We start from the raw sequence: 25,648 nt of genomic DNA on the forward strand, positions 1-25,648 counted from the left end.
CGCGGCTCTCTTGTTTTCCTGTTGTTTTTGCGTGTGAGGAATCCCCCCACAACCCCCCCCAAATTCCCCCCCCCCCCCCCCCCCCCCCCCCGCCCCGCCCCCCCCACCTCTCCCCCGATCGACGGGGGAGAGGAAAGGCGCGAGCTTATGCCGCCTAGCTCCCTTCCTCTCCCTCCGGAGGGGGGAGAGGTGGCGCCGCGAAGCGGCGACGGAGTGGGGGAAGCCCTCCGCGAAACGCGGAGTCGCCGCAAAACAGGTACGACCCAGCGGGCCCGAAAACTCAGGCAAGGCGGCAATCAGGCAGAAGCATCGCTCTGGCTCGAACTGAAGGCGCGCAAGCTTGGCGGCTATCGCTTTACGCGCCAATTCTCCATCGGCCCGTTTTTTGCAGACTTCGCCTGCCGCGAAAAAAGGCTGGTCGTCGAGATTGACGGCTCACAACACGCCGACAGCTCCTACGACCGCCGCCGTGACGATTTCATGCGCATGCAAGGCTATTCGATCCTGCGTTTCTGGAACCATGACGTCCTGAAACACTGCACCTCCGTCTGTGAAACCATCCTTGCCGCGCTTGATGGCAAGCTGGCCGAAAACATCGCCGTGTCCGACCTACGCTTTGTTTTCACGCCTCGTCCACTCCATTCAGCCTCTTAAAATCAGCCTCTATAAAAACGGACCTATCTGTATGAAATCTCACGTAACAGCGGTTGTCATCGGCGGCGGCGTTGTCGGCTGCTCGGTGCTTTATCACCTCGCCAAGGCCGGCTGGACCGACATCATGCTGATCGAGCGCTCGGAGCTGACCTCCGGTTCGTCCTGGCATGCGGCGGGCGGCTTCCACACGCTGAACGGCGACCCGAACGTCGCCAAGCTGCAGGCCTATACGGTGCAGCTCTACAAGGAGATCGAGGAGATTTCCGGCCAGTCCTGCTCGCTGCACCTGACCGGCGGCGTGATGATGGCCGATACGCCCGAGCGCATGGACTTCCTGCGGCTGGCCCACGCCAAGGGCCGCTATCTCGGCATGGACACCGAGTTGATCACGCCTTCGGAAGCCAAGGCGATGTTCCCGCTGATGGACGAGAAGAATTTCGTCGGCGCCATGTGGGATCCGGTCGAGGGCCATCTCGACCCTTCGGGCACGACCATTGCCTATTCCAAGGCGGCCAAGAAACTCGGCGCCGAGATCGTGCTGCGCAACCGCGTCGTCGACCTGACGCAGCAGCCGGACGGCACCTGGAACGTCGTCACCGAACAGGGCACGGTCCACGCCGAGCATGTCGTCAACTGCGGCGGCCTGTGGGCGCGCGAGATCGGCCGCATGGTCGGCGTCGAGCTGCCGGTGCTGGCCATGGAGCACATGTACCTGCTCACCGAGCCGATGCCCGAGGTCGAGGAATTCAACAAGTCGACCGGCCGCGAGATGATCGGCGTGCTCGACTTCAAGGGCGAGATCTACACCCGCCAGGAGCGCAACGGCATCCTGCTCGGCACTTACGAAAAGGCTTGCAAGCCGTGGTCGCCGGTCAACACGCCCTGGGATTTCGGCCATGAATTGCTGCAGCCCGACATCGACCGCATCGCGCCGTCGCTGGAGATCGGCTTCAAGCATTTCCCGGGCATCGAGAAGGCCGGCATCAAGCAGATCATCAACGGCCCCTTCACCTTCGCGCTCGACGGCAACCCGCTGGTCGGCCCGGTGCAGGGCCTGACCAATTTCTGGTGCGCCTGCGCCGTCATGGCCGGCTTCAGCCAGGGCGGCGGCGTCGGACTCGCGCTCTCCAACTGGATGGTGCATGGCGATCCGGGCTTCGACGTCTGGGGCATGGATGTCGCCCGCTTCGGCGAATGGGCCAGCCTGCGCTACACCAACGCCAAGGTGCGCGAGAACTATTCGCGCCGCTTCTCGATCCGCTTCCCCAACGAGGAATTGCCGGCGGCCCGTCCGGCGCAGACGACACCGCTCTACGACACCATGCTCGCCAACAACGCCGTCATGGGCGACTCGTGGGGTCTGGAGACGCCGCTCTGGTTCGCGCCGAAGGGCAGCGAGCCGAAGGACATTGTCTCCTTCCACCGCTCCAACGACTTCGGCCCGATCGGCGAGGAAGTGCGCGCCACGCGCGAGAAGGTCGGCGTCACCGAGATCGCCAACTTCGCCAAATACGAGGTTTCCGGTCCGGGCGCCGAGGATTTCCTCAACCGCCTGATGACCAACCGCATGCCGAAGGTCGGCCGCATCGTGCTGACCCCCATGGTCAACGAGTTCGGCAAGCTGATCGGCGACTTCACCATCGCCAAGTCGGGCGAAGATCGCTTCATGATCTGGGGCTCTTCAGCGGCGCAGAAATACCATATGCGCTGGTTCGAGAAGCATTTGCCGAAGGATGGCCCAAGGGCGTCAGAGGTGCGCATCCATCGCTTCGACCAAACGCTGGTGGGCTTGTCGATCGCCGGACCCAAGTCGCGCGACCTGCTACAGAAGCTCGTCGATGTCGACGTCTCGACCAAGGCCTTCCGCTTTATGGATTTCCGCGAGATGGCGGTCGGCGGCGCGCCCTGCATGGTCAACCGGATCACCTATACCGGCGACCTCGGCTACGAAATCTGGATGGCGCCGGCCTATGAACGCCTGGTTTATAAAGCGATCAAGGAAGCCGGCGCGGAATTCGGCATTGTCGATTTCGGCATGCGCGCGCTCTTGTCGATGCGCCTGGAGAAGAACTTCCCGACCTGGTTCCGCGAATTGCGCCCGATCTATGGGCCGTTCGAAGGCTCGATGGACCGGTTCATCAAGCTCGAGAAGAACGATTTTATCGGCCGCGAAGCTGCGGCCAAGGAACAGGCGGAAGGACCGAAGCTGCGCCGAGTCTCCTTCATCGTCGACGCCGCCGATGCCGACGTGATGGGCGATGAGCCGATCTGGGCCAAGGTCGGCAAGGACTACGGCACGGTTGAGAAGCCGCACGGTTACGGCGCGCCTCGCTTCGACACGGCGGGCAAGGAAGTGCGTGGCTCCAAGGCCGCAGAAGGCGCCTCCGCCGTGCGCGGCATCGTCGATGGCGAATGGCGCGTCGTCGGCTGGGTGACGTCGGGCGGCTACGCGCATTATGTGCAAAAGTCGATGGCGCAGGGCTATGTCCCTGCCGCCCTTGCCGAGGACGAAAGCGCCGGCCTGTTCGAGATCGAGATCCTCGGCCATCGCCGCCCGGCCCGCATCAATGTCGAGCCGCCCTTCGATCCGAGCGGCGAGAAGATGCGGACCTGACGCGAGAGCAATTCCAGGAAAAGTGTGACACGGTTTTCCGCCCGGAATTGCGTAAAACAGACAGACAGAGCGGTTTGCCGTTTCTACGAAACGGTGAACCGCTCTGGCGAATCATTGGATTGCGCCGATCGCTATGGCATGGTCGAGCCCGCCACCGGCGCATCAGCATGAGAAGACGATCCCCTTGCGGCAACTAGAGAAATGGACTGATTGGCTCTGCGGTGAACGGGTCGGTCCATTCAGCGCAGCGGTCGCGTGTGTCCTCCTCTATTGTCTGGCTCAGATCGTGATCATGGCGCTGCTGTCCCACGTCGCCGGCACCGGCGTCGGCGTCGACGATTCCGAGCAGCTGATGGAAATGCGTTTCCTGGCCGCCGGCTACGGCAGTTCGCAGCCACCTTTATACACATGGCTCGCCATGCTTGCGGCCTCGCTGGTCGGAACCAGCGTCCTTGCCCTCAAGATCGTCAAATACGGCCTGCTGGCGGCGGGGCTGGCCGCGTATTTCACCGCCATACGGCGCCTCGGCTATTCGAACCGCGCCGCTGCCGCCGGCATGTTCGGGCTGCTCCTGTTTCCCCAGATCTTCTGGGAAATGCAGCACGCGCTCACCCACTCGGTCGCCGTATTTTGTTTCACCTCGGTGCTGCTTTTGGCGCTGGTCGAGGTTGAGAAACGGCGATCTGCCATCGCCTATGCGCTATTCGGCCTGGCGACCGCGGCCGCGATGCTGTCGAAATACAACATCGTCATCTTCCTTGCCGCCTTGTTCCTGGCGGCCCTTTCGGTCCGCGAAACGCGCGAGGCGATCTTCGACCGCCGCTTCCTCATCAGCGTGGCCGTAGCGATCCTTGCCTGCCTGCCGACGCTTTATTGGAGTTTCACGCACCTGGACGATCTGCTCGCGCACCAGGGCGGCCTTGGCGTCGCCGAAGGCGGGAGCGTTGTGAGCACGGCATTCCTCGGCATCCGGAAATTGGCCAACGCGATCGGCAACTTCGCCGGACTGCCGGTCGCGATACTTGCCATCGCGTATTTCCTCGCAGGAAAGCGCACGCAACCGCCTCAGCCGGTACGGTGGCCGGAAAAGCTGTTGTGGCGAGCGATTGTCTTCGGACTTTTGGTTATGGTGACAGTCGTGCTGGCAGCCGGCATCACGCAGTTTCGCGACCGCTGGATGCTTCCCGTGTTTATCCTTCTGCCCGCGGCCCTCGCGATGCGCTTCGACGCCATGGGCCAGAGGGGCCGAAAAACACAAGCTACCATTGTCTTCGTCGGTGCCGTGCTTGCCATAATGGTGCTGCCGCTAAGCTGGTACATGCACTTGAAGGGCGGCGACAGCCGCGGCAGCATCGTGCGCATGGACTACCGGTCGCTCTACGACCAGATCACCGCCGACGGACCGGTCGGCACGGTGGTCTCGAGCTGGTTCTGGATCGGCAATCTGCGCCTGGTCGATGCCGACCTCATCGTGCTCGACGATGAAATACCCGACTTCGCCCAATCGATCCGCGAGCCGGCTGTGCTAGTCCTGACCGACGACAGGGAATCCTCTTCGGACGTTTTCCTGGAAATAGCCAAGGCCGGCTACGTGATGGACACCGTCCACCGCACTATCGAAGTGCCGCAGGCACTTGGCCTCCCGCCGCGCCACGTCACGGTCACCAGGCTGCACAAGACGACCGCGCAATAAGCTTCAAGGGGGACGAATGGATACGCAACGTTTCGGCCGTCACCGCAAGATCATGCCCTTCGAACCGGGCTCGGTCGAAGCGCTGCGCGGGGCCTCCCGCGAGAAGGCAGCCTCGCTCAACCAGCATGTGCTGGGCTATGGCGCGGTAGCCGAAGCGGAATGGGCAGCGGCGGGCGTCGCAGCGCCCGATCTGCCCGCCATGCGCAGATACCGGCTGGACCGCATTCGCGCCGAACTGAAGCGCCGCGACTATGCCGGCGCCCTGCTCTACGACCCGGTCAACATCCGCTACGCGACGGACTCGACCAACATGCAGCTCTGGGTCGCACACAACCCGACGCGCCACTGTTTCGTCGCCACCGAGGGGCCGGTGGTGCTGTTCGACTATTTTTCCTGCGAGCATCTGTCCGACCATTCGGGCATCGTCGACGAGGTGCGGCCGGCGGTGTCATGGATGTACCTCTACAGCGGCGAGCTGACCGATGAGAGGGTCCGCCGCTGGGGAACCGGCATCGCCGAGCTCTTGGCCGAACATGGCGGCGGCAACCGCCGCATCGCTGTCGACCACATCAATCCGGAGGGCGTCGAGGATCTCGCCCGCCGCGGCATTTCCGTCGGCAATGGCGAGACGGTGATGGAAAATGCGCGCCTCATCAAATCGCCGCACGAGATCCTCGCCATGCGCCGTTCGATCGTCGCCTGCGAGGCGGCGATGGGCGAGATGGAAGCGGCGCTGAAGCCTGGCATTTCCGAGAACGAATTGTGGGCCGAACTGCATCGCGGCAACATCGCGCGCGGCGGCGAGTGGATCGAGACGCGTCTTTTGTCCTCGGGACCACGCACCAATCCCTGGTTCCAGGAATGCTCGTCGCGCGTTGTCGAGAATGGCGATCTCGTCGCCTTCGACACCGATCTCATCGGCCCGTACGGCTTCTGCGCCGACCTGTCGCGGACCTGGCTTTGCGGCGACAGAAAGCCGTCGAACGAGCAGCGCGACCTGTTCCGCATCGCCGCCGACCAGATCGCCCACAACACGGGTCTGATGCGGCCGGGTGTCTCCTTCCGCGACCTCGTCGATCGCTCGGCGGTGCCGCCGGGCGACTGCTATCCGGCGCGCTACGGCGTGCTCTATCACGGCGTCGGCCTGGCGGACGAATATCCGACGCTGCCGCATGCCAGCGACTGGACCGCCGACACACCCGACGGCGTTCTCGAACCCGGCATGGTGCTTTGCGTCGAAAGCTATATCGGCCGGCTTGGCGGGCACGAAGGCGTCAAGATCGAGGAGCAGATCCTGATAACCGAGACCGGCAACGAGAAGCTCTCAACCTACCCGCTGGACGGGCGGCGGCTGCTCTGATGCGCCGCCTTCGACCGACGCGACGGCCTCGCGCATCGCGGCAATGATTTTTCCCGGCGTCGTCCTGGCGGTGATATAGGGCAAGCCCTTGCGCCGTGCCGTCCAGCCGACCACCTTCACGCCTTTCGACGCCGGCTCGAAACGCTGCGCCAACGCCCAGCTTTCGCAATCGATCGCCGCTACATCGGCCCTGCCCTCGGCAATCGCGACGATCGAGGCGCGATGCCCGCCGGTTTCGAAGTGCGCCGCGAAGGTATCGAGGCTTTTGCCCATTGCTTCCAGATCGTGTTTCAGCCCGAGCAAGCCTGACATGGAATCCGGATTGTTGAAGGCGAAGCGCTTGCCGCGGATCAGATCGAGCGGGATCGAGGGGCTGCCGTCTTCCGGCGATGCGACATGCGGCCCGCCATCCGCCCGCATGACGATCGCGCTGGAATAGCGTTCGCCCCGCCCGCCTTCGAACGCGTCATAGCTCGGCTGGCCAATCACCTGAACATGCCTGGACAGCCAGACCTCCATCGGTCCCCAGCAGGTCTGCCCGAAGAGCAGCGCCGGGCTCAGCCAAAGCTCGTGAAAGTCGAGTTCGTCCGGGGGCAACGTTGCCGGATCGGGCGCGATAACCTCGCCGGCGCCGTCGCGGATGCCGCCAGGCACCGGCGGCAAGTCGCGATTGCTGCGCGCCATCGCTTCCGGCGCGTCAACGCCTCTCTGCCGGAAGGCGTCGCGGAGCCGCGCCCATTGCGCGTCGACCTCGCCGCGCATCTCGGGCCAGTCATACATCGGCAACGCCGCAACGAACTTGCTCATGACGAATAGCTTTCAAAACAGGCGGCCATCGGCGCCCGCGTCCCGCGGCGAAAAAGCAGTCGCGGAAAGTCGAACTTACTCCTTCGGCGGCTCAGCCGGCACCGGAGCGGTTCCCAACCCACTGACATTGCGCGCGCGGACACGCGGCTTGAAGGCGCGGCCAGGTTCCGGCGCGCGTCGCAGCACCGGATGGACGATCGGCTCCTTGGCCTTGAAGGCGTGGGCTTTCAGCATCGCAAAATAGTTCGGATAGGCATAGCCGTTGTTCATGCGCAGCCATTCCTCGCGACGCTCGCGAAACAGCTTCGGCAATCTGTACCAGGCAATCGTCGGGCTCTTGTGATGGACGAAATGCAGGTTGTTGTTGAGGAACAGGAAGGAGAGCGGCGAGCGCTCGACGATCACCGTGCGCCCTTCCGGGTGTTCCGACCACTGATGCTCGGCATAGGTGCGGATCGAGATCAGCGACTGGCCGAGCCATACCGGCACCAGGATATAGAGCCAGAGCGGAATGCCGAAGCCGAAGGTCACGACCGGCACCACCACGGCAAGGCCGATGGCGTGCAGCAGCCACGCCTTGCGGATCGCCTTGTCGCCGGCGGCGATCTGCTTGGCATCGTCGATGAAGAAGCCGATCGAGGACAGCCACGGGCCGAGAATGAGGCGGCCGATCATGGTATTGTTGACTTTGAGCAGGAACTTCATCGCCGGCGGCAGTTCCTCATGCATCCAGAGCGCCTGGTAATAGCTTTCCGGATCGTCGAGCGGGTCGGTCAGCCGCTCGTCGGCATGATGGCGAAGATGGATCGTCTTGAAGCGACGGAACGGCCAGACCATGCCGATCGGCAGGAAGACGAAGGCTTCATTGACCCTGGCGTTGCGGGTCGGATGACCATGCAGCACCTCGTGCATCAACGAGGATTGCAGTGCCGCGATCAAGGCCAGAAGGATGAGGGCGAGAAGCGGATAGGATGGCCAGAGCAGGAGGCCGGTGGCGAGCCAGGCAGCGTAGCAGAAGAGGGTGAGGAAGACTGTCGGCCATTCGACCGACGGTGCGCTGCTACGTCTCTTGTTCATGCTCGTCATGCTATCGACCACTGCCTTCCAGTCGCCGGAACCACTTTGATTCCTGACAACATTGTGTCAGGAGCCTGGCGTTGTCGCAACGCGACAAAGCGCACAAACTGTTGCGAATGCGCATTTATCGCCGCATATGTTATACATTGTAAACAAACATGGGGATTCATTTCCGCTTGAGCCACGTTCAGGCCAGCTCCGGCGCAAATTTTTCCTCTCCAAAGCAGGAGCAGCGTCATGGATAAGCGCGATCTGTCGACCCTTTTCCGGGAGCGGCTGAAATTGCTCTTGACACGGTCCGACTTGAACCAGTCCGCCTTCTCAACGGCCGTCGGCATCGACCGTTCGGCGCTGTCGCAGCTGCTGTCGGGCGCCTCGACCCGCCTGCCCCGTGCCGAGACGCTTCTCAACATCGCGGCCGAGTTCAAGGTGTCGCTCGACTGGCTGCTCGGCCTGTCCCAGGACGAGGGCGTCACCGGCGAAATAAGAGAGAGCCTGGAGATCGAGGAAGCGCCCGACGGTTTTGACCGCACGCTGCTCGCCAAATGGCATGCGGAGGCGGCGGGCACGAAGATCCGCTATGTGCCGGCCGGTATTCCCGACCTTTTGCGCACCAAGGCGCTGGTCGAATACGAGGCCGGCATCACCAACAAGAGCCGCGAGGCGCAGGCCGGCGAAACGCAGTACCGTATCGATTACAACCGCCGGCCGGAGACCGACATGGAGGTCTGCATGCCGCGCCACACCCTGGAGATCTTTGCGCGCGGTCTCGGCGTCTGGGATCGTTTCCCCGAAGCCGACCGCCGTGAGCAACTGCTGCACATGGCAGCGCTCCTCGACGACCTTTACCCGACCTTCCGCCTGTTTCTCTATGATGGACGCATGCGCTATTCGATCCCATACACGATCTTCGGCCCCTACCGGGCAGCGATCTATGTCGGAGACATGTATCTCGTGTTGAACGCGACCCAGCCGATCCGCACCCTGACCAGCCATTTCGACAATCTGATCCGGGCCGCCGACATCAACGCGCACGAAGCGGCGAGTTTCGCGCAGAAACTGGCCGCAATGTCCTTCCCGTCAGGCTCTGTCTGATCGCACGCATCGATATCATCTTGACGGTCGGCGACAGTCCTGGCCGCCGCTCATCGTTTCAGGGAAACCCATGCAAGAACCGCGTCACGTCGTTGTTCCTCCCCAGTCAGGCCGTGCCGTGCGCGTCAAGCGCGGCGATCTGATCCGCATCATCGATCCCAGGGGCCAGCAGGTCTCCGACCTCTGGGCCTTCTCGACCGAGGGCAGGCTCGACTGGCTGAGCACGTCGCAGACCCGCGACATTACCGAGCGGCTGTTTCCGAAACCTGGCGACCATTTCTACAGCGCCGCCGGCAAGATCATGCTGACGCTGGTCGAGGACGCTTCGCCCGGGCCGCACGACATGCTCTACCCGGCCTGCGACAGCGCGCTCTACGAGCGGGCCGGCCTGCCGAACCACCCGAACTGCCGCGACAATCTGATGAAGTCGCTCGGCTCCGAAGGCATCGAACTCCCCTTCGCGCCCGATCCGGTCGACCTGTTCCAGAACTCCTTGCCGCAGCCCGACGGAACTTTGGTCGTCGAGGCCTCGGTCAATCCACCGGGCGGCTCCGTGACGTTGCGCGCCGAACAGGACCTTTTGCTTGTCGTCACCGCCTGCTCGGTCGATCACCATCCGACCAATGGTGACGTTTGCACCGAGATCGAGGTCGAGATCACTCCCGGACCATAGAGGCGAGAGACCGTTATTTGAGGCGGCAAATTCATTGACTAGACATAAAGACTTCTTTATATCGTTATTTGAATTCGGAACACGAAAGCCATTCGAGGCAGGAAATTCAGGCTATGACCGTGACCAATCCCATCGACGCACTGCTGGCCGAAAAGGGCGTGCTTCTGGCCGACGGCGCCACCGGCACCAATCTGTTCGCGATGGGTCTCGAGGCCGGCGAAGCCCCCGAACTGCTTAATGAGACTTCGCCCGAGACCATTGTCAGCCTGCATCAAAATTTCGTCGACGCCGGCGCCGATATCATCCTCACCAATTCCTTCGGCGGCACTCGCCACCGGCTCAAGCTGCATCACGCGCAGGATCGCGTCCACGCGCTTAACAAGCGCGCCGCCGAGATTGCCCGTTCCGTCGCCGACAAGGCCGGCCGCAAGGTAATCGTCGCCGGCTCGGTCGGTCCGACCGGCGAGCTGCTGGTGCCGCTCGGCGCCATGACCTATGACGACGCGGTCGATGCCTTCGCCGAGCAGATCGAGGGCCTGAAGGCCGGCGGCGCCGAAGTCGCCTGGATCGAAACCATGTCGGCGCCCGACGAGATCCGCGCCGCGGCGCAAGCCGCTATCCGCGTCGGCCTGCCCTACACCTACACGGGTTCCTTCGACACGGCCGGCCGCACCATGATGGGTCTGCTGCCGAAGGACATCCACGCCGTCGCCGACGGGCTGTCGCAGGCGCCGCTCGGTGTCGGCGCCAATTGCGGCGTCGGCGCTTCCGATATCCTCGCCTCGCTCCTCGACATGACCGAGGCGAAGCCGGAGGCGACCGTGATCGTCAAGGGCAATTGCGGCATTCCGGAATTCCGCGGCGCCGAGATTCACTATTCCGGCACACCGGAGCTGATGGCCGACTACGTCCGGCTGGCTGTCGACGGCGGCGCAAAGATCGTCGGCGGCTGCTGCGGCACCTCGTTCGCCCACCTAGCCGCCATGCGCAAGGCGCTCGACGCGCACACCAAGGCGGAGCGGCCGACCATCGGGACGATCGTCGAGCGTATCGGACCGATGCGCAACAAGGTGGCGACGGCAAACACTGCCGAAACCAGCGAAGGCCGCCGCGAACGCAGGCGCAGCCGCGCCTGACCAGTTAGGTTTTCCAGACAGGCCCGCTTATTTGCTGTTTTCGGCGTAGCTCGAAAGCGCGGTGTTGAGATCGGTGCCGGCGCCGCCCTCGGCGCTCATCGTCATCAAAGTGCCCGAGGAACGCGGATCGCTGATCTGCTCCAGCATCGAACGGAAGCGGTCGTTGTTGAGTGCCGAAAGCGCCGTGTTGCGGGCCGCGTCGACATTATTTCTGATGCGTGTGGATTCAGCCGACGGAGCGGCCTCTCGCTGGAGCGGCGCGCTCGTCGCCGTCGAATGGGCGTTCCCGGTCGTCGTGATATGCACTGCTATTCCCTCAACCCCTCTATCAGCATTGACTAACAGGGGGTCATTGCGATGGGGTTCCGGAAAAGCCACGCAATTTAACGATCGCAAAAAGGCCGGCGGGATTTATCCCACCGGCCCTTCGTTCAATTCACAACGTCTACTTGTCGCCGTCCAGCGATGAGGCCAGTCGCACCAGCGACACGAACTCCGCCCTGTAGCCGAACGGATCGGCGCCGCGCGCGGCGTTGGCGATTTCGGCGATCCGGTCGTAGCCGAAATTCGCCGTCTGATCCTCATCGCGCAGCTTCTGCCCGAACGCAGCGACGGCGACCGAGAAACGCTGGTCGGCGCCGGCCGCGTCGAAGGACGACACCTCGTTGGCGACCGTCACCGGCGTTGTGATCAGCTTCGAGACATTCTCGTTCGGCAGCTTGTAGCGGATCTTGACGAAGGCATATTCGTCGGCATTCGCAACGCCGCCATTGTCGACCTTGGCCTGGCCGTAGCGCAGCGGATCGACCTGCTCACCGCCGCTGCCTTTCGGCGTGATCTCATAGACCGCCGTCACCGAATGGCCCGAACCGATATCGCCGGCATCGACGCGGTCGTTGTTGAAATCCTCGCGCTTCAAGGCGCGCGTCTCGTAGCCGACAAGCCGGTATTCCGAGACCTTGGCCGGATTGAACTCGACCTGGATCTTGACGTCCTTGGCAATGGTGAACAGCGTCGAGGAGGCATCCTCGATCAGAACCTTCTCGGCTTCGGCAAGCGTGTCGATATAGGCCGCCGTGCCATTGCCGTTCTGGGCGATGGTCTGCATCATCTGGTCGTTCAGGTTGCCGCGGCCGAAGCCGAACACCGACAGGAAGACGCCGGTCTTGCGCTCGCTTTCGATCAGCCGCTTGAGGTCGTCGTCATCGGTCTGGCCGACGTTGAAGTCGCCGTCGGTGGCGAGCATCACCCGGTTGACGCCGTCCTTGACGAAGGATTGCTGCGCAAGCTTGTAGGCTTCGCGGATACCTTCCTCGCCTGCCGTCGAGCCGCCCGGCGACAAATTGTCGATGGCGGCGAGGATCTTCTGCTTTTCCACCGCCTTGGTCGGCATCAGCACCGTGCCGGCATTGCCTGCGTAGGTGACGATCGAGACAGTGTCGTCGGCCTTCAGCTTGCTGACCAGCAGCCGGAAGGCGGATTTCAGCAGCGGCAGCTTGTCCGGCTCGTCCATCGAGCCCGAGACGTCGATCAGGAAGACCAGGTTGGCCCTGGGCTGCTCGGCCGGCTTCACATCGAAACCCTTGATCGCGACATGCATCAGCTTGGTGTGCTCGTTCCAAGGCGTCGGCATGACGGTGACGGTCGAGTTGAACGGCGTGGAGGCCGAGTCCGGTCCCTTCCAGTCATAGGGGAAGTAATTGATCATCTCCTCGACGCGGACCGTGTCGGCCTCAGGCAGAGTGCCTCCCTTCAGCGAGCGGCGCACGAAGGAATAGGAGGCCGTGTCGACATCGATCGAGAAGGTCGAGACAGGATCCTGGGCGGTCTCATGCACCGGATTGGTCTTGAAGGTCTCGATGCGGTCGTGGTTCTCCTCCTGCGGCTGCAACTGGTCGGCCGGCATGGGCGAAGCCATCAGCTTGGAATCGGCGACGGCGCCAGCCGGCACCTGGGCAGACTGCATGGTGTTCGCCGGCGCCTGGGCGTTCGCGCGTCCGCCGGCAGCGAGTTGGCCGACCTCGGCGGGTGCCGGTGGCGGCGCCGACAACGCTTCGGGCGCCGTCTCCTGCTTGGCGTAGTCTTTCAACTGGCCGTCGGAGGAGCTCGATTCAGAACTCGGAGGCGATGCCGGCGCAACCTGCGCTTCGTCTTCGACCCGCCTCTCGCCGTCTGCGTCGGTCTTCTTCTCCTTGGCTGGCGCCGGCGCCAGCGGCTCGTTGATCGCCGGTTGTTCCGGCGCAGGCTTTTGCGCCGCCGGTTTGTCGGCGACGGTTTGGGTGATCTTGCCGTTGGCACCAATAACGGGCGGCGGCTCCTTCAACATCTCAAAGGCGGCGTAGCCGGCGATAGGCAGCGCAACCAGCGCGGTGATGGCCGGCGTGGCAATGAGTTTCCGTTGCATGATTTCTCTCCAGAGCTTTCTTGCTCGCTCCGTGAGACGAAGGCCTGCAGACGTTCCTTGGGGGACAGCCGAAATATTTTCATCGAGGTCGAAGGCCTGCATTGCCGCGGCGAACGCGCGCGCCTTCGCCTCGCCGTCCGGTGCCGGTACCGCGATGTCGCGCAGCCTTTCGAGTTCGTTGTCGTCGACCATGGTCACACTTCCCCGGCTGAACGCATAAGCAGCTTCAGCCGTTTCTTCGCTTCATGGATGTGCCAGGAAACCGTCGTTTCCGAGATCGCCATTACCTCCGCCGCAGCCGCGTGGTTGAGACCTTCGCCATAGACGAGCAGCACCGCGTCGCGCTGCTTGTCGGGCAGCATCCGCACCGCCACCCACATCGCCTCGGCCGGATCGTCGGCCTCCAGCGGCGCCTCGCCCCCGATCGACGCATAGGCGCCGTAGGCATCGGTCTTGGCGGTGTCGCGGGCGCGCTTGCGCATCATGTCGCGCGCCGCGTTCAGCGTCATGGCGTAGAGCCATGTCGTGAACGCGCCGTTGCCCTGATAGTCGCGGATCGCGCCGCCAAGCCGCACGCAGACGTCCTGGGCGATGTCCTCGGCATCGGCCTTACGGCCGCACCAGCGATAGGCGGCGCGATAGACGAAGCCATAGTGCCTTTCGAGCAATGTGCCGAAAGCCCCCCTGTCTCCGCCCCTCGCCCGCCCGATCAATTCGGCATCGGAAGCTTCGCTGTCGTCCAGCATCATCGCCATCATTTGCCTGTTGGACGAAGGCTAATGGCCAATCCTTGGGGCGATGCAAAGATTTTTTTACAAACATTTCCTTCTCCCCGTTCACGGGGAGAAGGTGCCCGAAGGGCGGATGAGGGGCAGCGCGGACATTTGAAAGCCCGCGCTAACCCCGCAATCGGGGAGCGAAAACCTATCCGAGTGTTTCGCCGAAAAACGTCGTCAGCCGCTTCCAGTGGCGCTCGGCGCCGCCTTCGTCATAGACGCTGTGGTCCTTGATGCACCAGCCATGGCCGACGCCGACATAGTTCTCGATCGTGTGGTCGACCTCGGCAACGCGCAGGGCCTCCGCCAGCCGCGCCGACTGTTCCGGCGGGAAACTGCGGTCGACGCCGGCAACGCCGACATAGACGCGCGCCTTGATCGAGGCAGCCTTGCGAAGCGGACTGTCGGCGGCATCGCTGGCGAGATTGCCGCCATGGAAGCTCGCCGCGGCAGCGATGCGGTCGGGATAGGTCGCGGCTGCATTGAGCGCCCGCGCCCCGCCCATGCAATAGCCGACGACGCCGATCGGTCCGTCAATGCCTTCGGCTGTAAGCGCATCGAGAAAGGCTTCACTGTCGCGAATACTCATCTCCTGCGTCGTGCCGGTGATCAGCGCCATCAGTTTGGTTTTGGTTTCCTCCACTGTGAAGGCGGTCTTGGCGTCGAAAGGTCCGTAGGGGGCGTTGCGGTAAAAGAGATCCGGCACCAACACGGCATAGCCGTGCCCGGCGAGCCGCTCGGCCATCTCGTCCAGCACCGGGCGTGGCCCGAAGGCGTCCATGTAGAGGATCACGCCGGCCTTGGCCAAGGTGGACGGTCGGAAAAGTCCCGCCCTTGCCTTGCCGTCACTGGTTGCGATCTCGATCTGCTTTCCGGTCATGATGCGCTCCGTTGCCTGTCGCGCGTTAGATATCGGCACGCGCCGTTCCGGCAAGCCATTCCCGGAGCCTGATGTTCAAGATTTCGTGCGAACGGCAGCCGCTCTCGTCACAGCTTGGCGAACGCCGCCATATGAAAGGCCTGCACCTCCGGCGGGTAGCGATAGTCGGTGCCAAAGGGACAAGCGTTGCGGTCGAGGCAGCCACCGCTGCGGCAAGGCTCGCCGCGAGGGCCGCGGACATGGCCGAGACAGGCCTCATGGGCAAAGCCCTGCCCTGAATAGGCGTCGACCGGACAGGATTTCAGGCAGGGTTTTTCGACACATATGTCGCAAAGATGAATCGCCTCATGAACTTCGGGGAGAGAAATCTCGTCCTCGAACACCAATGCGCCGCGATAGGCATGCCAGAGCCCATATGTGGGATGCATGAGGATGCCAAGCGGCGACGGTTTCAGCCTCTCGGCCCGTATCGCCCATTGCTGGAATGGCAGATAGGGCCGGTCGGACGGCGACACGGCGCGCGCGCCGAATTCCTGGGCAACAGCGCCGATCACCTGGCGCGACCATGTATCGAGCGGATTGGCGATCGGCCCCGCCTGTTGCCCAAGCCAGCGCTGGAAATACGGCCAAGGCGCCGCGCCGGCCTGTCCGACTAGCAGCGCCGATTTGGCGGGAGCGCCTGAGCCTGCCGCTGGCGTCGTCTCATCGGCGCCGAAGCTGAAACCGCCGCGAAGGATCAGGCCGTTGGCAGCGAGAGCGGCCGCAATCTCCTCGACCCGGTCGCGGGAAAAAGTCATTCCTTCCGGTCCGGGTCGGAGAACGCGCTCCGCCAGACTTCCTTGTGGATGATGTTGGCGACTTTAGCCCCGCCTGACTCGGGCTCCTTTCACGTGAAGGCGTCGGCCATCGACCCCTTCTTCTTGGCGATAAATTCCTTCAACGCTTCGTCGATACCCTGGTCGAGAGCCGGCGCCTCGTAAGTCTCCAGCCAGCGGCGGGCGAGCTCGTTGGCGCGTTGCGGCGCGGTCTTTTGGCCTTCGGCCAGCCACTGCTCGTAGGAATTGTTGTCGGCGATACTGGAGCGGTAGAAGGCGGTCTGGAAATTTGCCTGCGTGTGGTCGCAGCCGAGATAGTGGCTGCCGGGGCCGACTTGGCGGATGGCGTCCATCGCTTGACCGTTTTCCGACAGGTCGACGCCCTCGGCAAACTTCTGCGTCATGCCGAGCTGGTCGATGTCCATCATGAATTTTTCATAGCAGGAGGCCAGCCCGCCCTCGAGCCAGCCGGCCGAGTGGAGGACAAAGTTGGTGCCGGCAAGGATCGTCGAGTTCAGCGTGTTGGCGCTCTCATAGGCCGCCTGCGCGTCCGGAACCTTCGAGGCGCAGAGCGAGCCGCCGGTGCGGAACGGCAGGCCGAGCCGGCGCGCGAGCTGGGCGGCGCCATAGGAGACCAGCGACGGCTCCGGCGTGCCGAAGGTCGGCGCGCCCGACTGCATCGAGATCGACGACGCGAAGGTGCCGAACAGCACCGGCGCGCCGGGCTTGATCAGCTGCGTGAACGAGGCGCCGGCGAGCACCTCGGCGAGCACCTGCGTCAGCGTGCCGGCGACGGTCACCGGGCTCATCGCGCCGGCCAGGATGAACGGCGTGACGATGCAGGCCTGGTTGTGGCGCGAATAGACCTTCAGCGCGCCGAGCATGGTCTCGTCGAACACCATCGGCGAGTTGGCGTTGATCAGGCTGGTCAACACCGTGTTGTTCTCGACGAAGTCGTCGCCGAAAACGAGCTTGGCCATCGCCACCGTGTCCTCGGCCCGCTCCGGCGCCGTGACCGAACCCATGAACGGTTTATCGGAATACTTGATGTGGCTGTAGATCATGTCGAGATGGCGCTTGTTGACCGGCACGTCGACCGGCTCGCACACCGTGCCGCCCGAATGATGGATCGACGGCGCCATATAGGCGAGTTTCACGAAATTCTGAAAATCCTCGATCGTCGCGTAGCGGCGGTTGCCGTCGAGGTCGCGCACGAAGGGCGGGCCGTAGACCGGCGCGAACACGGTCGCGTTGCCGCCGATCTGCACCGAGCGCTCCGGATTGCGTGCGTGCTGGGTGTAGATCGAGGGCGCGGTCTTCAGCAGCGAGCGGCAGAGGCCCTTGGGGAAGTGCACGCGCTCGCCCTTGACGTCGGCACCCGCCTCTTTCCAAAGCGCCAGCGCCTCGGCGTCGTCGCGGAAAATGATGCCGATTTCCTCGAGCACCGTGTCGGTGTTCTTCTCGATCAGCGCCAGGCCTTCCTCGTTGAGGACCTCGTAGACGTTGATCTTGCGCTTGATGTAGGTGAGCTGCGTGCCCGGACCGCCGCCCGAACGCGCCGCCCGGCGCGCAGCCGCGCCGCCGCTGGCGCCGCGTCCGCGCCTTGCGTTTGACGCTTCCTGGTCGACTGGCGCGTTCTCGCTCATGATCGTTCTTCCCTGAATTTTGTTCTGGCCTGAATGGGTTGCGGCCGCACACTGCGGTTTCTCGCCGGATCGTAGCCATGCACCCTATTCGAAACGGCCAGCCAGCGCCAACGCCTGTCGCAAAATCGACAAGAAAACCAATAGATTTTCAGTCGCTTTCCTTTTGCGGGAAGTCGCAAATCAGCTATGGCTACGTTGCCCTCGCGGGTTAGGTATTGGCGCATCGTTTTTTAGGCTGCCGTAGTCATTCCGAGCAGCAAGGAGCCCGAGAAAATGTCCGACGACGAGATCATCCTTTCCGAGCTTTCAGACGACGAACTCGTGCAGCAGATGCATGACGACCTCTATGACGGTCTGAAGGAAGAGATCGAGGAAGGCACTCGAATCCTGCTGGAGCGCAACTGGGCTCCCTACAAGGTGCTGACCGAGGCGCTGGTCGAAGGCATGCGCATCGTCGGCGAGGATTTCCGCGACGGTATCCTGTTCGTGCCGGAAGTGCTGCTGTCCGCCAACGCCATGAAGGCCGGCATGTTCATCCTGCGTCCGCTGCTTGCCGCCACCGGCGCGCCGAAGCAGGGCAAGATGGTGATCGGCACCGTCAAGGGCGACATTCACGACATCGGCAAGAACCTCGTCGGCATGATGATGGAAGGCGCCGGCTTCGATGTCATCGACCTCGGCATCAACAATGCGGTCGAGAAATATCTCGATGCGATCGAGCAGCACCAGCCCGACATCATCGGCATGTCGGCGCTGCTCACCACCACCATGCCCTATATGAAGGTCGTCATCGACACGATGAAGGAAAAGGGCATCCGCGACGATTATGTCGTGCTGGTCGGCGGCGCACCGCTCAACGAGGAATTCGGCAAGGCCGTCGGCGCCGACGCCTATTGCCGCGATGCGGCGGTGGCGGTCGAGACCGCCAAGGACTACATGAAGCGCAAGCACAACGTTCGCGCTTCCGCCTGACCCAGGGCATCAGGATGGATCGATAAGAAAAGCCGCGCCTTGCAGCGCGGCTTTTTTGTTCCCAGATGGTAGATGAGGCTGCCGATCAGTTGACAGTGTCTTTGACCGCCCTTGCCGTCGATTTGACGTCTTTGCCGACGCCTCGAATGGTATTGGCGCAGGCCGTGAGTGCAAGCGCGCAGGCAAGGATCGCCATCGGCGCGATGCGTAGCAGTTTCATGGACGGTGTCTCCCTCGACAGATATTAAGCCCCGTAGCGAAAGCCGGCCCGACTTGGTCAAAACGCAAAAAACGGAACCGAATCAAACAGACAGGCTGCTCGTCATCGCCTGCGGGATGATTGCGCGCGAAGTTTTGGCCGTCAAGCAACAGCTAAAGCTAGACCATCTCGAGCTGACCTGCCTGCCGGCCGAGTTCCATTTCTATCCGGACCGTATCGCCCCGGCGATGGACAAGGCGATCGAGAAGGCCAAGGCCGAAGGCTACCGGCACATCTTCGTCGGCTACGCCGATTGCGGTACCGGCGGTCTGCTCGACCGCGTCATCGAGAAGCATGGCGTCGAGCGCATGGCCGGGCCGCATTGCTTTGCCTTCTACCAGGGCATGGACGCCTACGCGAAGGTCGCCGATGACGACATGATGTCGTTCTACATGACCGACTTCCTTTGCCGCCAGTTCGAGTCTTTCTTCATCAAGCCGCTTGGCCTCGACAGGCATCCCGAGCTGATCAAGGATTATTTTGGGAACTACGAGAAGCTGATCTATCTCGCCCAGACCGACGATCCCGAGCTCGACAAGGTCGCCGAGAAAGCCGCGAAAATGCTCGGGCTCGTCTATGAGCGCCGCGCGACCGGCTATGGCGATCTGACCGGCGAACTGACTCGGGTGGCTGCAAATACGACCTGAAACCAGTCGCGCTCAGGTTTCCCTATCGAGCGCAGCAAGCACGTCGGCAAAGCTCGTCCTGCAGACGAAGCCCAGCTTCTGCCTCGCCAGCGACGGATCGTAGACGCGGTCGATCGAGGAGAACATCGTCCAGCCCTTCGTGGCATACAGCCTCGGATAATCCGGGAAATAGCGCGCGACGACTGCCGGCGCGTCAGCGATCAATTCAGCGCAATCCTGCGGCCGGAATGGCGTCGGCGCCGAAATGATAAAGGTGTCAAAACCGAGCTGCGGGGCTTTCTCCAGGGCCGTGACATGGGCCTCGGCCGCATCCTCCACCGTCAGCCGCCGGAACAGCAACTCGTTCGCCTTGGTGTTGGCATCGGACTGCTCGATCGCATGCGCCATGTCGTCGGCTTCGGGAAAGAAGCGCGCCGTGCGCAGCACCACCACCGGCAGCCCATGCTCGATATGATAGAGGCGGCACAGATGCTCGCCTGAAAGCTTCGTCACACCATAGATGTTGCGGGGCTCCGGCGACATCTCTTCCGTCAGCCAGGCCGCCTTGCGCGCGCCGCCCTGGAAGCCGGCGCGGATCGCCTGCGAGATCATCAGCGACGTCGTCGAGGTGAAGACGAAGCGCTGGACGCCGCAGGCCACGGCCGCATCGAGCAGGTTGAGCGTCCCTTGCACATTTGTCGTGACGAAGGCCGTGTTCTCATATTGTTCGATGTTCGGCTTGTGCAATGCGCCGCTGTGAATGATGGCATCGACGCGATTCTCGCGAACGGTCTTCAGGACAAGATCGCGATCCGCGATCGAGCCGACGATTTGCGTGCGCGCCGAAGCAACCGGATCAAGGCCGATGACCTCATGGCCAAGCGCTTCGAGCCTTGGCGCAAGCGCGCTGCCCAGCCAACCGGACGATCCTGTGAGCAAGATCCGCATAGACCCAACCACCTTTTTTCCGAGCCGCCGCTGTCAAGCACAGATGACAGACGATCGCGAACCGGTAAGTTGTGCGCCAGCGATAGAAAGAAACTGTTCCAGCCGCTGATTTGAGGAAACACATTTCATGATCCCTCGCCTGCTCCTTGCCGCCCTCGGCCTTGTCGCCCTCACCTTGCCGGTCCGAGCCGACGGCGAAGTACAGAAGCTGATCACGGTCGCCGACAAGGCGCGACTGGATAAGTATGGCGAAACGCGCAAAGCAGCCCTCGACGAGGCCAAGGCCGGCGATCCCTCCGAGGTCAGGCAACTGGACGAACTGCTCGCCAAACCTCTCGTCGCCTTCTCCGACAAGGACCTGACCGGCAACTGGAAGTGCCGCACCATCAAGGCGGGCGGCTCAGGCCCGCTCGTCGTCTATGGCTGGTTCAAGTGCAAGGTCACCGACGACGGCTCCGGCTGGAGGCTTGCGAAGATCAGCGGCTCGCAGCGAACCGCCGGCCGCTTCTTCGACGACGGCGAGAAACGCGCCATCTATCTCGGCTCGTTCACGGTCAACGACGACAAGGCCAAGCCCTATGGCAGCGGCCGCGAAAGCGACCAGGTCGGCTACGCCTTCCGCAACAGTGCCGTCGAATGGCGGATCGAATTCCCCGCGCCCTATTATGAATCGAAGCTCGACATCATGGAATTCAAGCGTTGAGCCTAGAACATGATGCCGAAAAGTGTGCAGCGGTTTTCGGACGACATCATGCTCTGTCTCTTTGATTTGAAGCCTTTGACGCGTCGCTGAAAGGCCTCCGGCACACCAAGGATTAACCCGCCCCGCATAGCATGCGCCCCGGTCTACAGAGCGGGTGCTTGCCATGGCAGCGTCGGAATCGAATATGCCACCGATCGTGGTCGTCACCGAAGGTGGCCCGCATATCTGGGCTATCGTCAACGCGATCGTCGACCGTGTCGGTCCCGTCAGCGTCGTCCTCGAAACCCCTGAATCCAAAAAACGTTTGCTTCTCGGCCGCGCGCGTCGCCAGGGCTGGGTCTCGGCCATTGGCCAGCTCGGCACCATGGTGCTGACCAGGTTGGGCAAGCGGTTCCTGGCTGGTCATACCGAGCGACTGATCGCCGAGGAGAAGCTCGACACCGAGCCGCGGCAAGGTCAGACGATCATTCATGTGCCTTCCGCCAACGGGCCGGAATGTCTCGAGGCCGTCGCGAAGATCAATCCAGGCGTCGTGCTGCTTGCCGGTTGCCGGCTACTGTCGAAGGACACACTGGCGAAGATGCCCTGCCCGGTGCTCAACTATCACGCAGGCATCGCGCCAAAATATCGCGGTATGAACGGCGGTTACTGGGCGCTTGCTTCCGGCGACGCGCAGAACTTCGGCACGACCGTGCATCTGGTCGATACCGGTGTCGACACCGGCGGCGTGCTGAAGCAGGCGCGCGGCAAACCGAAGACGGGCGACACCATCGCCAGCTATGCGCTGCGCCAGGCCGCGTTTTCGCGCGATATCTGCGTCGAGGCGGTGAAAGATGCGCTGGCCGGCAAGCTGGAAACGATCGATCCGCGTCTGCCGTCGAGACAGTGGTATCACCCGACGATCTGGTTCTATCTCTGGACCGGCTTGACCAACCGCGTCTGGTAATCAGGCGGCGGCGGATTCCAGCATTCGCTTTGCGTCATCGACAGCGTCGCTTTTGAAGGCGCGCGCGTCGTCCCATAACAAGCAGCCCAACAGCGCTTGCGGCAATGCTCCATGACTTCGAGGAGTGAGAATTCATGGCCGATCTGATCGTCGTCTACTGGCGCGACATTCCAGCCCAGGTCATCGTCAGGAAGGGCCGGCAGAACGCCAAGCGCGAATTGCCGCTGCGCTTCACCGAGGCGATCGACATGTGCGCCATGCGCACGGGCGCCGGCGGCACCGACGACTATCTGGCCGAGTGGCGCAAGGCCGACCCGGTTCCGGTCAGCGACGATCTCGAGGCGGAAGTCGAAAAGGCCTACCAGGAACTCGACGCGAGATATGACCGCGAGCGGCTGGTCGCCCTCGTCAAGGCAGGTGGGAAAGAAAATGTCTGAAACGACTCCTGCCAAAAACGGGCCGGCGGTTACCCAGGCCACTTTGGTCAAGAAGGCGGCGCCGAAATCCGACTACAAGCCTGCCGATGTGTCGCCGCAGCGGCGCGTGCAACGCACTTTCGCCGTGAGACTGTGGTCCGTCCGCCATTCGCGGCTGCTCGAATGGTTCTACAGCAGGTTCGCCGATGTTTTCCTGCTCCTGCATCCTCTGTGGAAGGGCATCGGCTACGGCCGCGTCGAAGCCCCGGTGAAGTTCGTCGAAAAGCGCGTCAAGGGCTTCATGTTCGACTGCCGCATGTGCGGCCAGTGCGTGCTCTCCTCCACCGGCATGTCGTGCCCGATGAATTGCCCCAAGCAGTTGCGCAACGGCCCCTGCGGCGGCGTGCGCGCCAACGGCAATTGCGAGGTCGAGCCGGACATGCCTTGCGTCTGGGTCAAGGCCTGGGAAGGCTCGCGCAACATGGTGCATGGCGACAAGATCCTCACCGTGCAGAAGCCGGTCGATCAGTCGCTGCGCGAGACCTCGGCCTGGCTCCGGGTGACCGCGCAGGCCGCCGCCACGCGTGAGACGACGAAGACCCCCGGAGCTTCGGCATGACCGGCCGCCAGCGCGACGAGAACCCGGCCGGCATCCACCTGCCGCTCGATCCCCTGCCCGGCCACACGTCGCGTGGCCGGCTGGAGCGCGTGCTGCGTCGCGGCGAGTTCGCGGTGACGACCGAGCTCAACCCGCCCGACAGCGCCGATCCGGAAGATGTCTACAACCGCGCCAGGATCTTCGATGGCTGGGTCGACGCCATCAACGCGGTCGATGCCTCAGGCGCCAACTGCCACATGTCGTCGGTCGGCATCTGCGCGCTGCTCACCCGTATGGGCTATGCGCCGATCATGCAGATCGCCTGCCGCGACAAGAACCGCATCGCTATCCAGGGCGATGTTCTGGGCGGTGCCGCGATGGGTGTCGCCAATATGCTGTGCCTTACCGGCGACGGCGTGCAGGCCGGCGACCAGCCGGGCGCCAAGCCGGTGTTCGACCTCGATTCCATGTCGCTGCTCGAAACCATCCGCATCATGCGCGACAACGGCAAGTTCCTGTCCGGCCGCAAGCTGACGACGCCGCCGCAGGTTTTCCTGGGTGCTGCCGTCAATCCTTTTGCGCCGCCCTACGACTTCCGCCCAATCCATCTCGGCAAGAAGATCGCCGCCGGTGCGCAATTCGTGCAGACGCAGTACTGCTTCGACGTGCCGATGTTCAAAACCTTCATGCAGAAGGCCCGCGACCTCGGCCATACCGAAAAGGTCTTCGTGCTCTGCGGCGTCGGACCGCTCGCTTCCGCCAAGACGGCGAAATGGATCCGCTCCAACGTGCCGGGCGTCCACATCCCCGATGCGGTGGTCAAGCGGCTGGAAGGGGCGCAGGACCAGAAGAAGGAAGGCAAGCAGCTCTGCATCGACATCATCAACGAGGTGAAGGAAATCCCGGGCGTCTCCGGTGTCCATGTGATGGCCTATCGCCAGGAGGAATATGTCGCTGAGATCGTCGATGAATCGGGCGTGCTGAAGGGCCGCCAGCCGTGGAAGCGCGAAATCCGTCACGACGACCAGATGGTCGCCGACCGGCTCGACCGCATATTGCATGACGAGATTACCGAAACGCAGGTGGACATGGTGAAGACCGCGCATTGACCCGCGGAGGAACACCATTCGCTTGATCGAAATCAGATAACGATATAAAGAACTCTTTATATCCCGACGGAGAGATTTCATGACCCGCACCATCGTCGCCTCGGCGACCCGAGAAATTGTCATCGGCTTCGATCAGCCCTTCTGCGTGATCGGCGAACGCATCAACCCGACCGGCCGCAAGAAGCTCGCCGCCGAGATGATTGCCGGCAATTTCGAGACCGTCATCAAGGACGCGCTGGAACAGGCGGCTTGCGGCGCCACCATGCTCGACGTCAATGCCGGCGTCACCTCGGTCAACCCGAATGAGACGGAGCCTGGCCTGCTGGTCCAGACGCTGGAGATCGTGCAGGGCCTGGTCGACCTGCCGCTGTCGATCGACAGCTCCGTCACCGCCGCGATCGAGGCGGCGCTAAAAGTCGCCAAGGGCCGGCCGCTCGTCAACTCCGTGACCGGCGAGGAGGAAAAGCTCGAGGCCATCCTGCCGCTGGTCAAGAAATACAACGTCCCGGTCGTCGCCATCTCCAACGACGAGACCGGCATTTCGATGGACCCGGATGTCCGTTTCGCCGTCGCCAAGAAGATCGTGCAGCGCTGCGCCGATTTCGGCATTCCCGCCCATGACGTCGTCGTCGACCCGCTGGTCATGCCGATCGGCGCGCTGGGCGATGCCGGCCGCCAGGTGTTCGCGCTGCTGCGCCGGCTGCGTGAGGAGCTCAAGGTCAACACCACTTGCGGCCTCTCCAACATCTCCTTCGGCCTGCCGCACCGCCACGGCATCAACGCCGCCTTCATCCCGATGGTGATCGGCGCCGGCATGACCAGCGCCATCATGAACCCGGTGCGCCCGCAGGAAATGGAAGCCGTGCGCGGCGCCAATGTGCTCAACGGCACCGACGAGAACTGCACCAACTGGATCCGCACCTACAAGGACTATAAGCCGGCCGAAGGCGGTCAAGCGGTCGCGGCTCCGACGGCGGTCAATGCTCCAGGCGAAGGCAACGGCAATGGTGGCCGTCGTCGCGGCGGCCGTGAAGCCCGCATGGCCAGGGGATAAGCGTGCAATCGTGAGCCGCACCGCAAACAGCGCTGGTCCGATCGCATCGTGGATGCGGCCGGACGGGTCTGCTTTGCGGTCAGGCCATGCCCAATATGGCGTCGAACAACGCCATTCCCGCCCACGATCCGAAGATGCCGGTGACGCCGCCTACGATGAAATCACCGTCATAGGCGGGCCAGAACGCGTGGAGCAGCAGCGCACCGACGATCGCGCCGAGAATCCCGGTGGCCAGGTATTGCGGATTGCGCAGCCACGAGCCCTTGATCACGCGCACCATCGTGAAAGCAGTGAAGACTGCGGAGAGCAGCAGATCCGACATGTTTGGTCCCTGGACCAACGGACACTCCGCCCAATAGTAAAACGATCCGTTAAACGGCATCGGCA

Annotated in this window: 26 protein-coding genes; 15 read left to right on the plus strand and 11 right to left on the minus strand. The window is 63.1% G+C overall.

Going from position 1 to position 25,648, the window contains the following annotated elements:
* The first annotated feature begins 189 nt into the window (after positions 1–189).
* The 4 genes from AC0L2L_RS07670 to AC0L2L_RS07685 all read left to right on the plus strand — a co-directional run bounded on the left by AC0L2L_RS07670 (position 190) and on the right by AC0L2L_RS07685 (position 6,321).
* The gene (locus AC0L2L_RS07670; RefSeq protein ID WP_473577272.1) at positions 190–654 is read left to right on the plus strand and encodes an endonuclease domain-containing protein; all 465 of its coding nucleotides are present in this window, start codon (positions 190–192) and stop codon (positions 652–654) included.
* Positions 655–685: 31 nt separating this feature from the next.
* Entirely contained in the window at positions 686–3,268 is a 2,583-nt protein-coding gene (locus AC0L2L_RS07675) for a GcvT family protein (protein WP_473577273.1), read from the plus strand.
* A gap of 292 nt (positions 3,269–3,560) precedes the next feature.
* Positions 3,561–4,961 carry an ArnT family glycosyltransferase gene (locus AC0L2L_RS07680; RefSeq protein WP_473577275.1) on the plus strand — a complete coding sequence of 467 codons (1,401 nt, stop codon included), beginning with the start codon at positions 3,561–3,563 and terminating at the stop codon, positions 4,959–4,961.
* 16 nt (positions 4,962–4,977) lie between these two features.
* Positions 4,978–6,321: a M24 family metallopeptidase gene (locus tag AC0L2L_RS07685; protein WP_473577277.1), complete on the plus strand. Its 1,344-nt coding sequence runs from the start codon at positions 4,978–4,980 to the stop codon at positions 6,319–6,321.
* Here AC0L2L_RS07685 and AC0L2L_RS07690 read toward each other — a convergent pair.
* The gene (locus AC0L2L_RS07690; RefSeq protein ID WP_473577279.1) at positions 6,286–7,128 is read right to left on the minus strand and encodes a phosphate/phosphite/phosphonate ABC transporter substrate-binding protein; all 843 of its coding nucleotides are present in this window, start codon (positions 7,126–7,128) and stop codon (positions 6,286–6,288) included. The two genes, AC0L2L_RS07685 and AC0L2L_RS07690, sit on opposite strands and share 36 nt — an antisense overlap.
* A gap of 75 nt (positions 7,129–7,203) precedes the next feature.
* Positions 7,204–8,214, minus strand: coding sequence for a fatty acid desaturase (locus tag AC0L2L_RS07695; protein WP_473577280.1), 1,011 nt, complete (start codon positions 8,212–8,214; stop codon positions 7,204–7,206).
* Between the two features lie 228 nt (positions 8,215–8,442).
* On the opposite strand from AC0L2L_RS07695, the gene AC0L2L_RS07700 reads away from it, so the two are divergent.
* The 3 genes from AC0L2L_RS07700 (at position 8,443) to bmt (ending at position 11,109) form a co-directional block, all read left to right on the plus strand.
* Complete coding sequence (locus AC0L2L_RS07700; RefSeq protein WP_473577282.1) at positions 8,443–9,300, plus strand: helix-turn-helix domain-containing protein; 858 nt, start codon at positions 8,443–8,445, stop codon at positions 9,298–9,300.
* A 70-nt stretch (positions 9,301–9,370) separates the two neighbouring features.
* Entirely contained in the window at positions 9,371–9,973 is a 603-nt protein-coding gene (locus AC0L2L_RS07705) for a DUF1989 domain-containing protein (protein ID WP_473577284.1), read from the plus strand.
* A 113-nt stretch (positions 9,974–10,086) separates the two neighbouring features.
* The gene (gene bmt, locus AC0L2L_RS07710; protein ID WP_473577286.1) at positions 10,087–11,109 is read left to right on the plus strand and encodes a betaine--homocysteine S-methyltransferase; all 1,023 of its coding nucleotides are present in this window, start codon (positions 10,087–10,089) and stop codon (positions 11,107–11,109) included.
* A 27-nt stretch (positions 11,110–11,136) separates the two neighbouring features.
* Here the strand turns inward: bmt and AC0L2L_RS07715 are convergent, their stop codons facing one another.
* The 6 genes from AC0L2L_RS07715 to AC0L2L_RS07740 form a co-directional block, all read right to left on the minus strand.
* Complete coding sequence (locus AC0L2L_RS07715; protein WP_473577289.1) at positions 11,137–11,415, minus strand: hypothetical protein; 279 nt, start codon at positions 11,413–11,415, stop codon at positions 11,137–11,139.
* Positions 11,416–11,554: 139 nt separating this feature from the next.
* On the minus strand, positions 11,555–13,705 hold the full coding sequence (locus AC0L2L_RS07720; RefSeq protein ID WP_473577292.1) for a vWA domain-containing protein: 2,151 nt from the start codon (positions 13,703–13,705) through the stop codon (positions 11,555–11,557).
* A 2-nt stretch (positions 13,706–13,707) separates the two neighbouring features.
* Positions 13,708–14,268, minus strand: coding sequence for an RNA polymerase sigma factor (locus tag AC0L2L_RS07725; protein ID WP_473577294.1), 561 nt, complete (start codon positions 14,266–14,268; stop codon positions 13,708–13,710).
* A 169-nt stretch (positions 14,269–14,437) separates the two neighbouring features.
* Positions 14,438–15,169: a dienelactone hydrolase family protein gene (locus AC0L2L_RS07730; RefSeq protein WP_473577296.1), complete on the minus strand. Its 732-nt coding sequence runs from the start codon at positions 15,167–15,169 to the stop codon at positions 14,438–14,440.
* 107 nt (positions 15,170–15,276) lie between these two features.
* On the minus strand, positions 15,277–15,966 hold the full coding sequence (locus AC0L2L_RS07735) for a hypothetical protein (protein ID WP_473577298.1): 690 nt from the start codon (positions 15,964–15,966) through the stop codon (positions 15,277–15,279).
* Between the two features lie 89 nt (positions 15,967–16,055).
* Complete coding sequence (locus tag AC0L2L_RS07740) at positions 16,056–17,630, minus strand: trimethylamine methyltransferase family protein (protein WP_473577300.1); 1,575 nt, start codon at positions 17,628–17,630, stop codon at positions 16,056–16,058.
* A 273-nt stretch (positions 17,631–17,903) separates the two neighbouring features.
* Here AC0L2L_RS07740 and AC0L2L_RS07745 point away from each other — a divergent pair, with 273 nt between their 5' ends.
* Positions 17,904–18,602, plus strand: a complete 699-nt coding sequence (locus AC0L2L_RS07745) for a corrinoid protein (RefSeq protein ID WP_027167149.1) — start codon at positions 17,904–17,906, stop codon at positions 18,600–18,602.
* 85 nt (positions 18,603–18,687) lie between these two features.
* On the opposite strand, the gene AC0L2L_RS07750 is transcribed toward AC0L2L_RS07745, so the two are convergent.
* Positions 18,688–18,822 (minus strand): entericidin A/B family lipoprotein, encoded by a 135-nt coding sequence (locus AC0L2L_RS07750; protein WP_036258641.1) that lies wholly within the window; start codon positions 18,820–18,822, stop codon positions 18,688–18,690.
* A 53-nt stretch (positions 18,823–18,875) separates the two neighbouring features.
* Here AC0L2L_RS07750 and AC0L2L_RS07755 point away from each other — a divergent pair, with 53 nt between their 5' ends.
* Entirely contained in the window at positions 18,876–19,508 is a 633-nt protein-coding gene (locus AC0L2L_RS07755; RefSeq protein ID WP_473577302.1) for a DUF1638 domain-containing protein, read from the plus strand.
* Between the two features lie 12 nt (positions 19,509–19,520).
* Here AC0L2L_RS07755 and AC0L2L_RS07760 read toward each other — a convergent pair whose 3' ends face one another.
* Complete coding sequence (locus tag AC0L2L_RS07760) at positions 19,521–20,435, minus strand: NAD-dependent epimerase/dehydratase family protein (RefSeq protein WP_473577303.1); 915 nt, start codon at positions 20,433–20,435, stop codon at positions 19,521–19,523.
* A 127-nt stretch (positions 20,436–20,562) separates the two neighbouring features.
* Between AC0L2L_RS07760 and AC0L2L_RS07765 the strand changes: the two genes are divergently transcribed.
* The 6 genes from AC0L2L_RS07765 to AC0L2L_RS07790 all read left to right on the plus strand — a co-directional run bounded on the left by AC0L2L_RS07765 (position 20,563) and on the right by AC0L2L_RS07790 (position 25,261).
* Entirely contained in the window at positions 20,563–21,138 is a 576-nt protein-coding gene (locus AC0L2L_RS07765; protein WP_473577304.1) for a DUF4893 domain-containing protein, read from the plus strand.
* 163 nt (positions 21,139–21,301) lie between these two features.
* Positions 21,302–22,084, plus strand: a complete 783-nt coding sequence (locus AC0L2L_RS07770; RefSeq protein ID WP_473577306.1) for a formyl transferase — start codon at positions 21,302–21,304, stop codon at positions 22,082–22,084.
* 134 nt (positions 22,085–22,218) lie between these two features.
* On the plus strand, positions 22,219–22,521 hold the full coding sequence (locus tag AC0L2L_RS07775; RefSeq protein WP_473577308.1) for a virulence factor: 303 nt from the start codon (positions 22,219–22,221) through the stop codon (positions 22,519–22,521).
* On the plus strand, positions 22,514–23,119 hold the full coding sequence (locus AC0L2L_RS07780) for a methylenetetrahydrofolate reductase C-terminal domain-containing protein (protein WP_473577310.1): 606 nt from the start codon (positions 22,514–22,516) through the stop codon (positions 23,117–23,119). Before AC0L2L_RS07775 ends, AC0L2L_RS07780 begins: the two co-directional genes overlap by 8 nt.
* A complete protein-coding gene (locus AC0L2L_RS07785) occupies positions 23,116–24,207 on the plus strand; it encodes a methylenetetrahydrofolate reductase (RefSeq protein ID WP_027167141.1) in 1,092 nt (363 codons plus the stop codon). The genes AC0L2L_RS07780 and AC0L2L_RS07785 overlap by 4 nt, the downstream gene beginning before the upstream one ends.
* A 79-nt stretch (positions 24,208–24,286) precedes the next feature.
* Complete coding sequence (locus AC0L2L_RS07790) at positions 24,287–25,261, plus strand: methyltetrahydrofolate cobalamin methyltransferase (RefSeq protein ID WP_473577311.1); 975 nt, start codon at positions 24,287–24,289, stop codon at positions 25,259–25,261.
* A 79-nt stretch (positions 25,262–25,340) separates the two neighbouring features.
* Here AC0L2L_RS07790 and AC0L2L_RS07795 read toward each other — a convergent pair whose 3' ends face one another.
* Positions 25,341–25,583: a hypothetical protein gene (locus AC0L2L_RS07795; RefSeq protein ID WP_473577312.1), complete on the minus strand. Its 243-nt coding sequence runs from the start codon at positions 25,581–25,583 to the stop codon at positions 25,341–25,343.
* Between the last annotated feature and the right edge of the window lie 65 nt (positions 25,584–25,648).

It is taken from the genome of Mesorhizobium sp. WSM4832 (assembly GCF_055811115.1).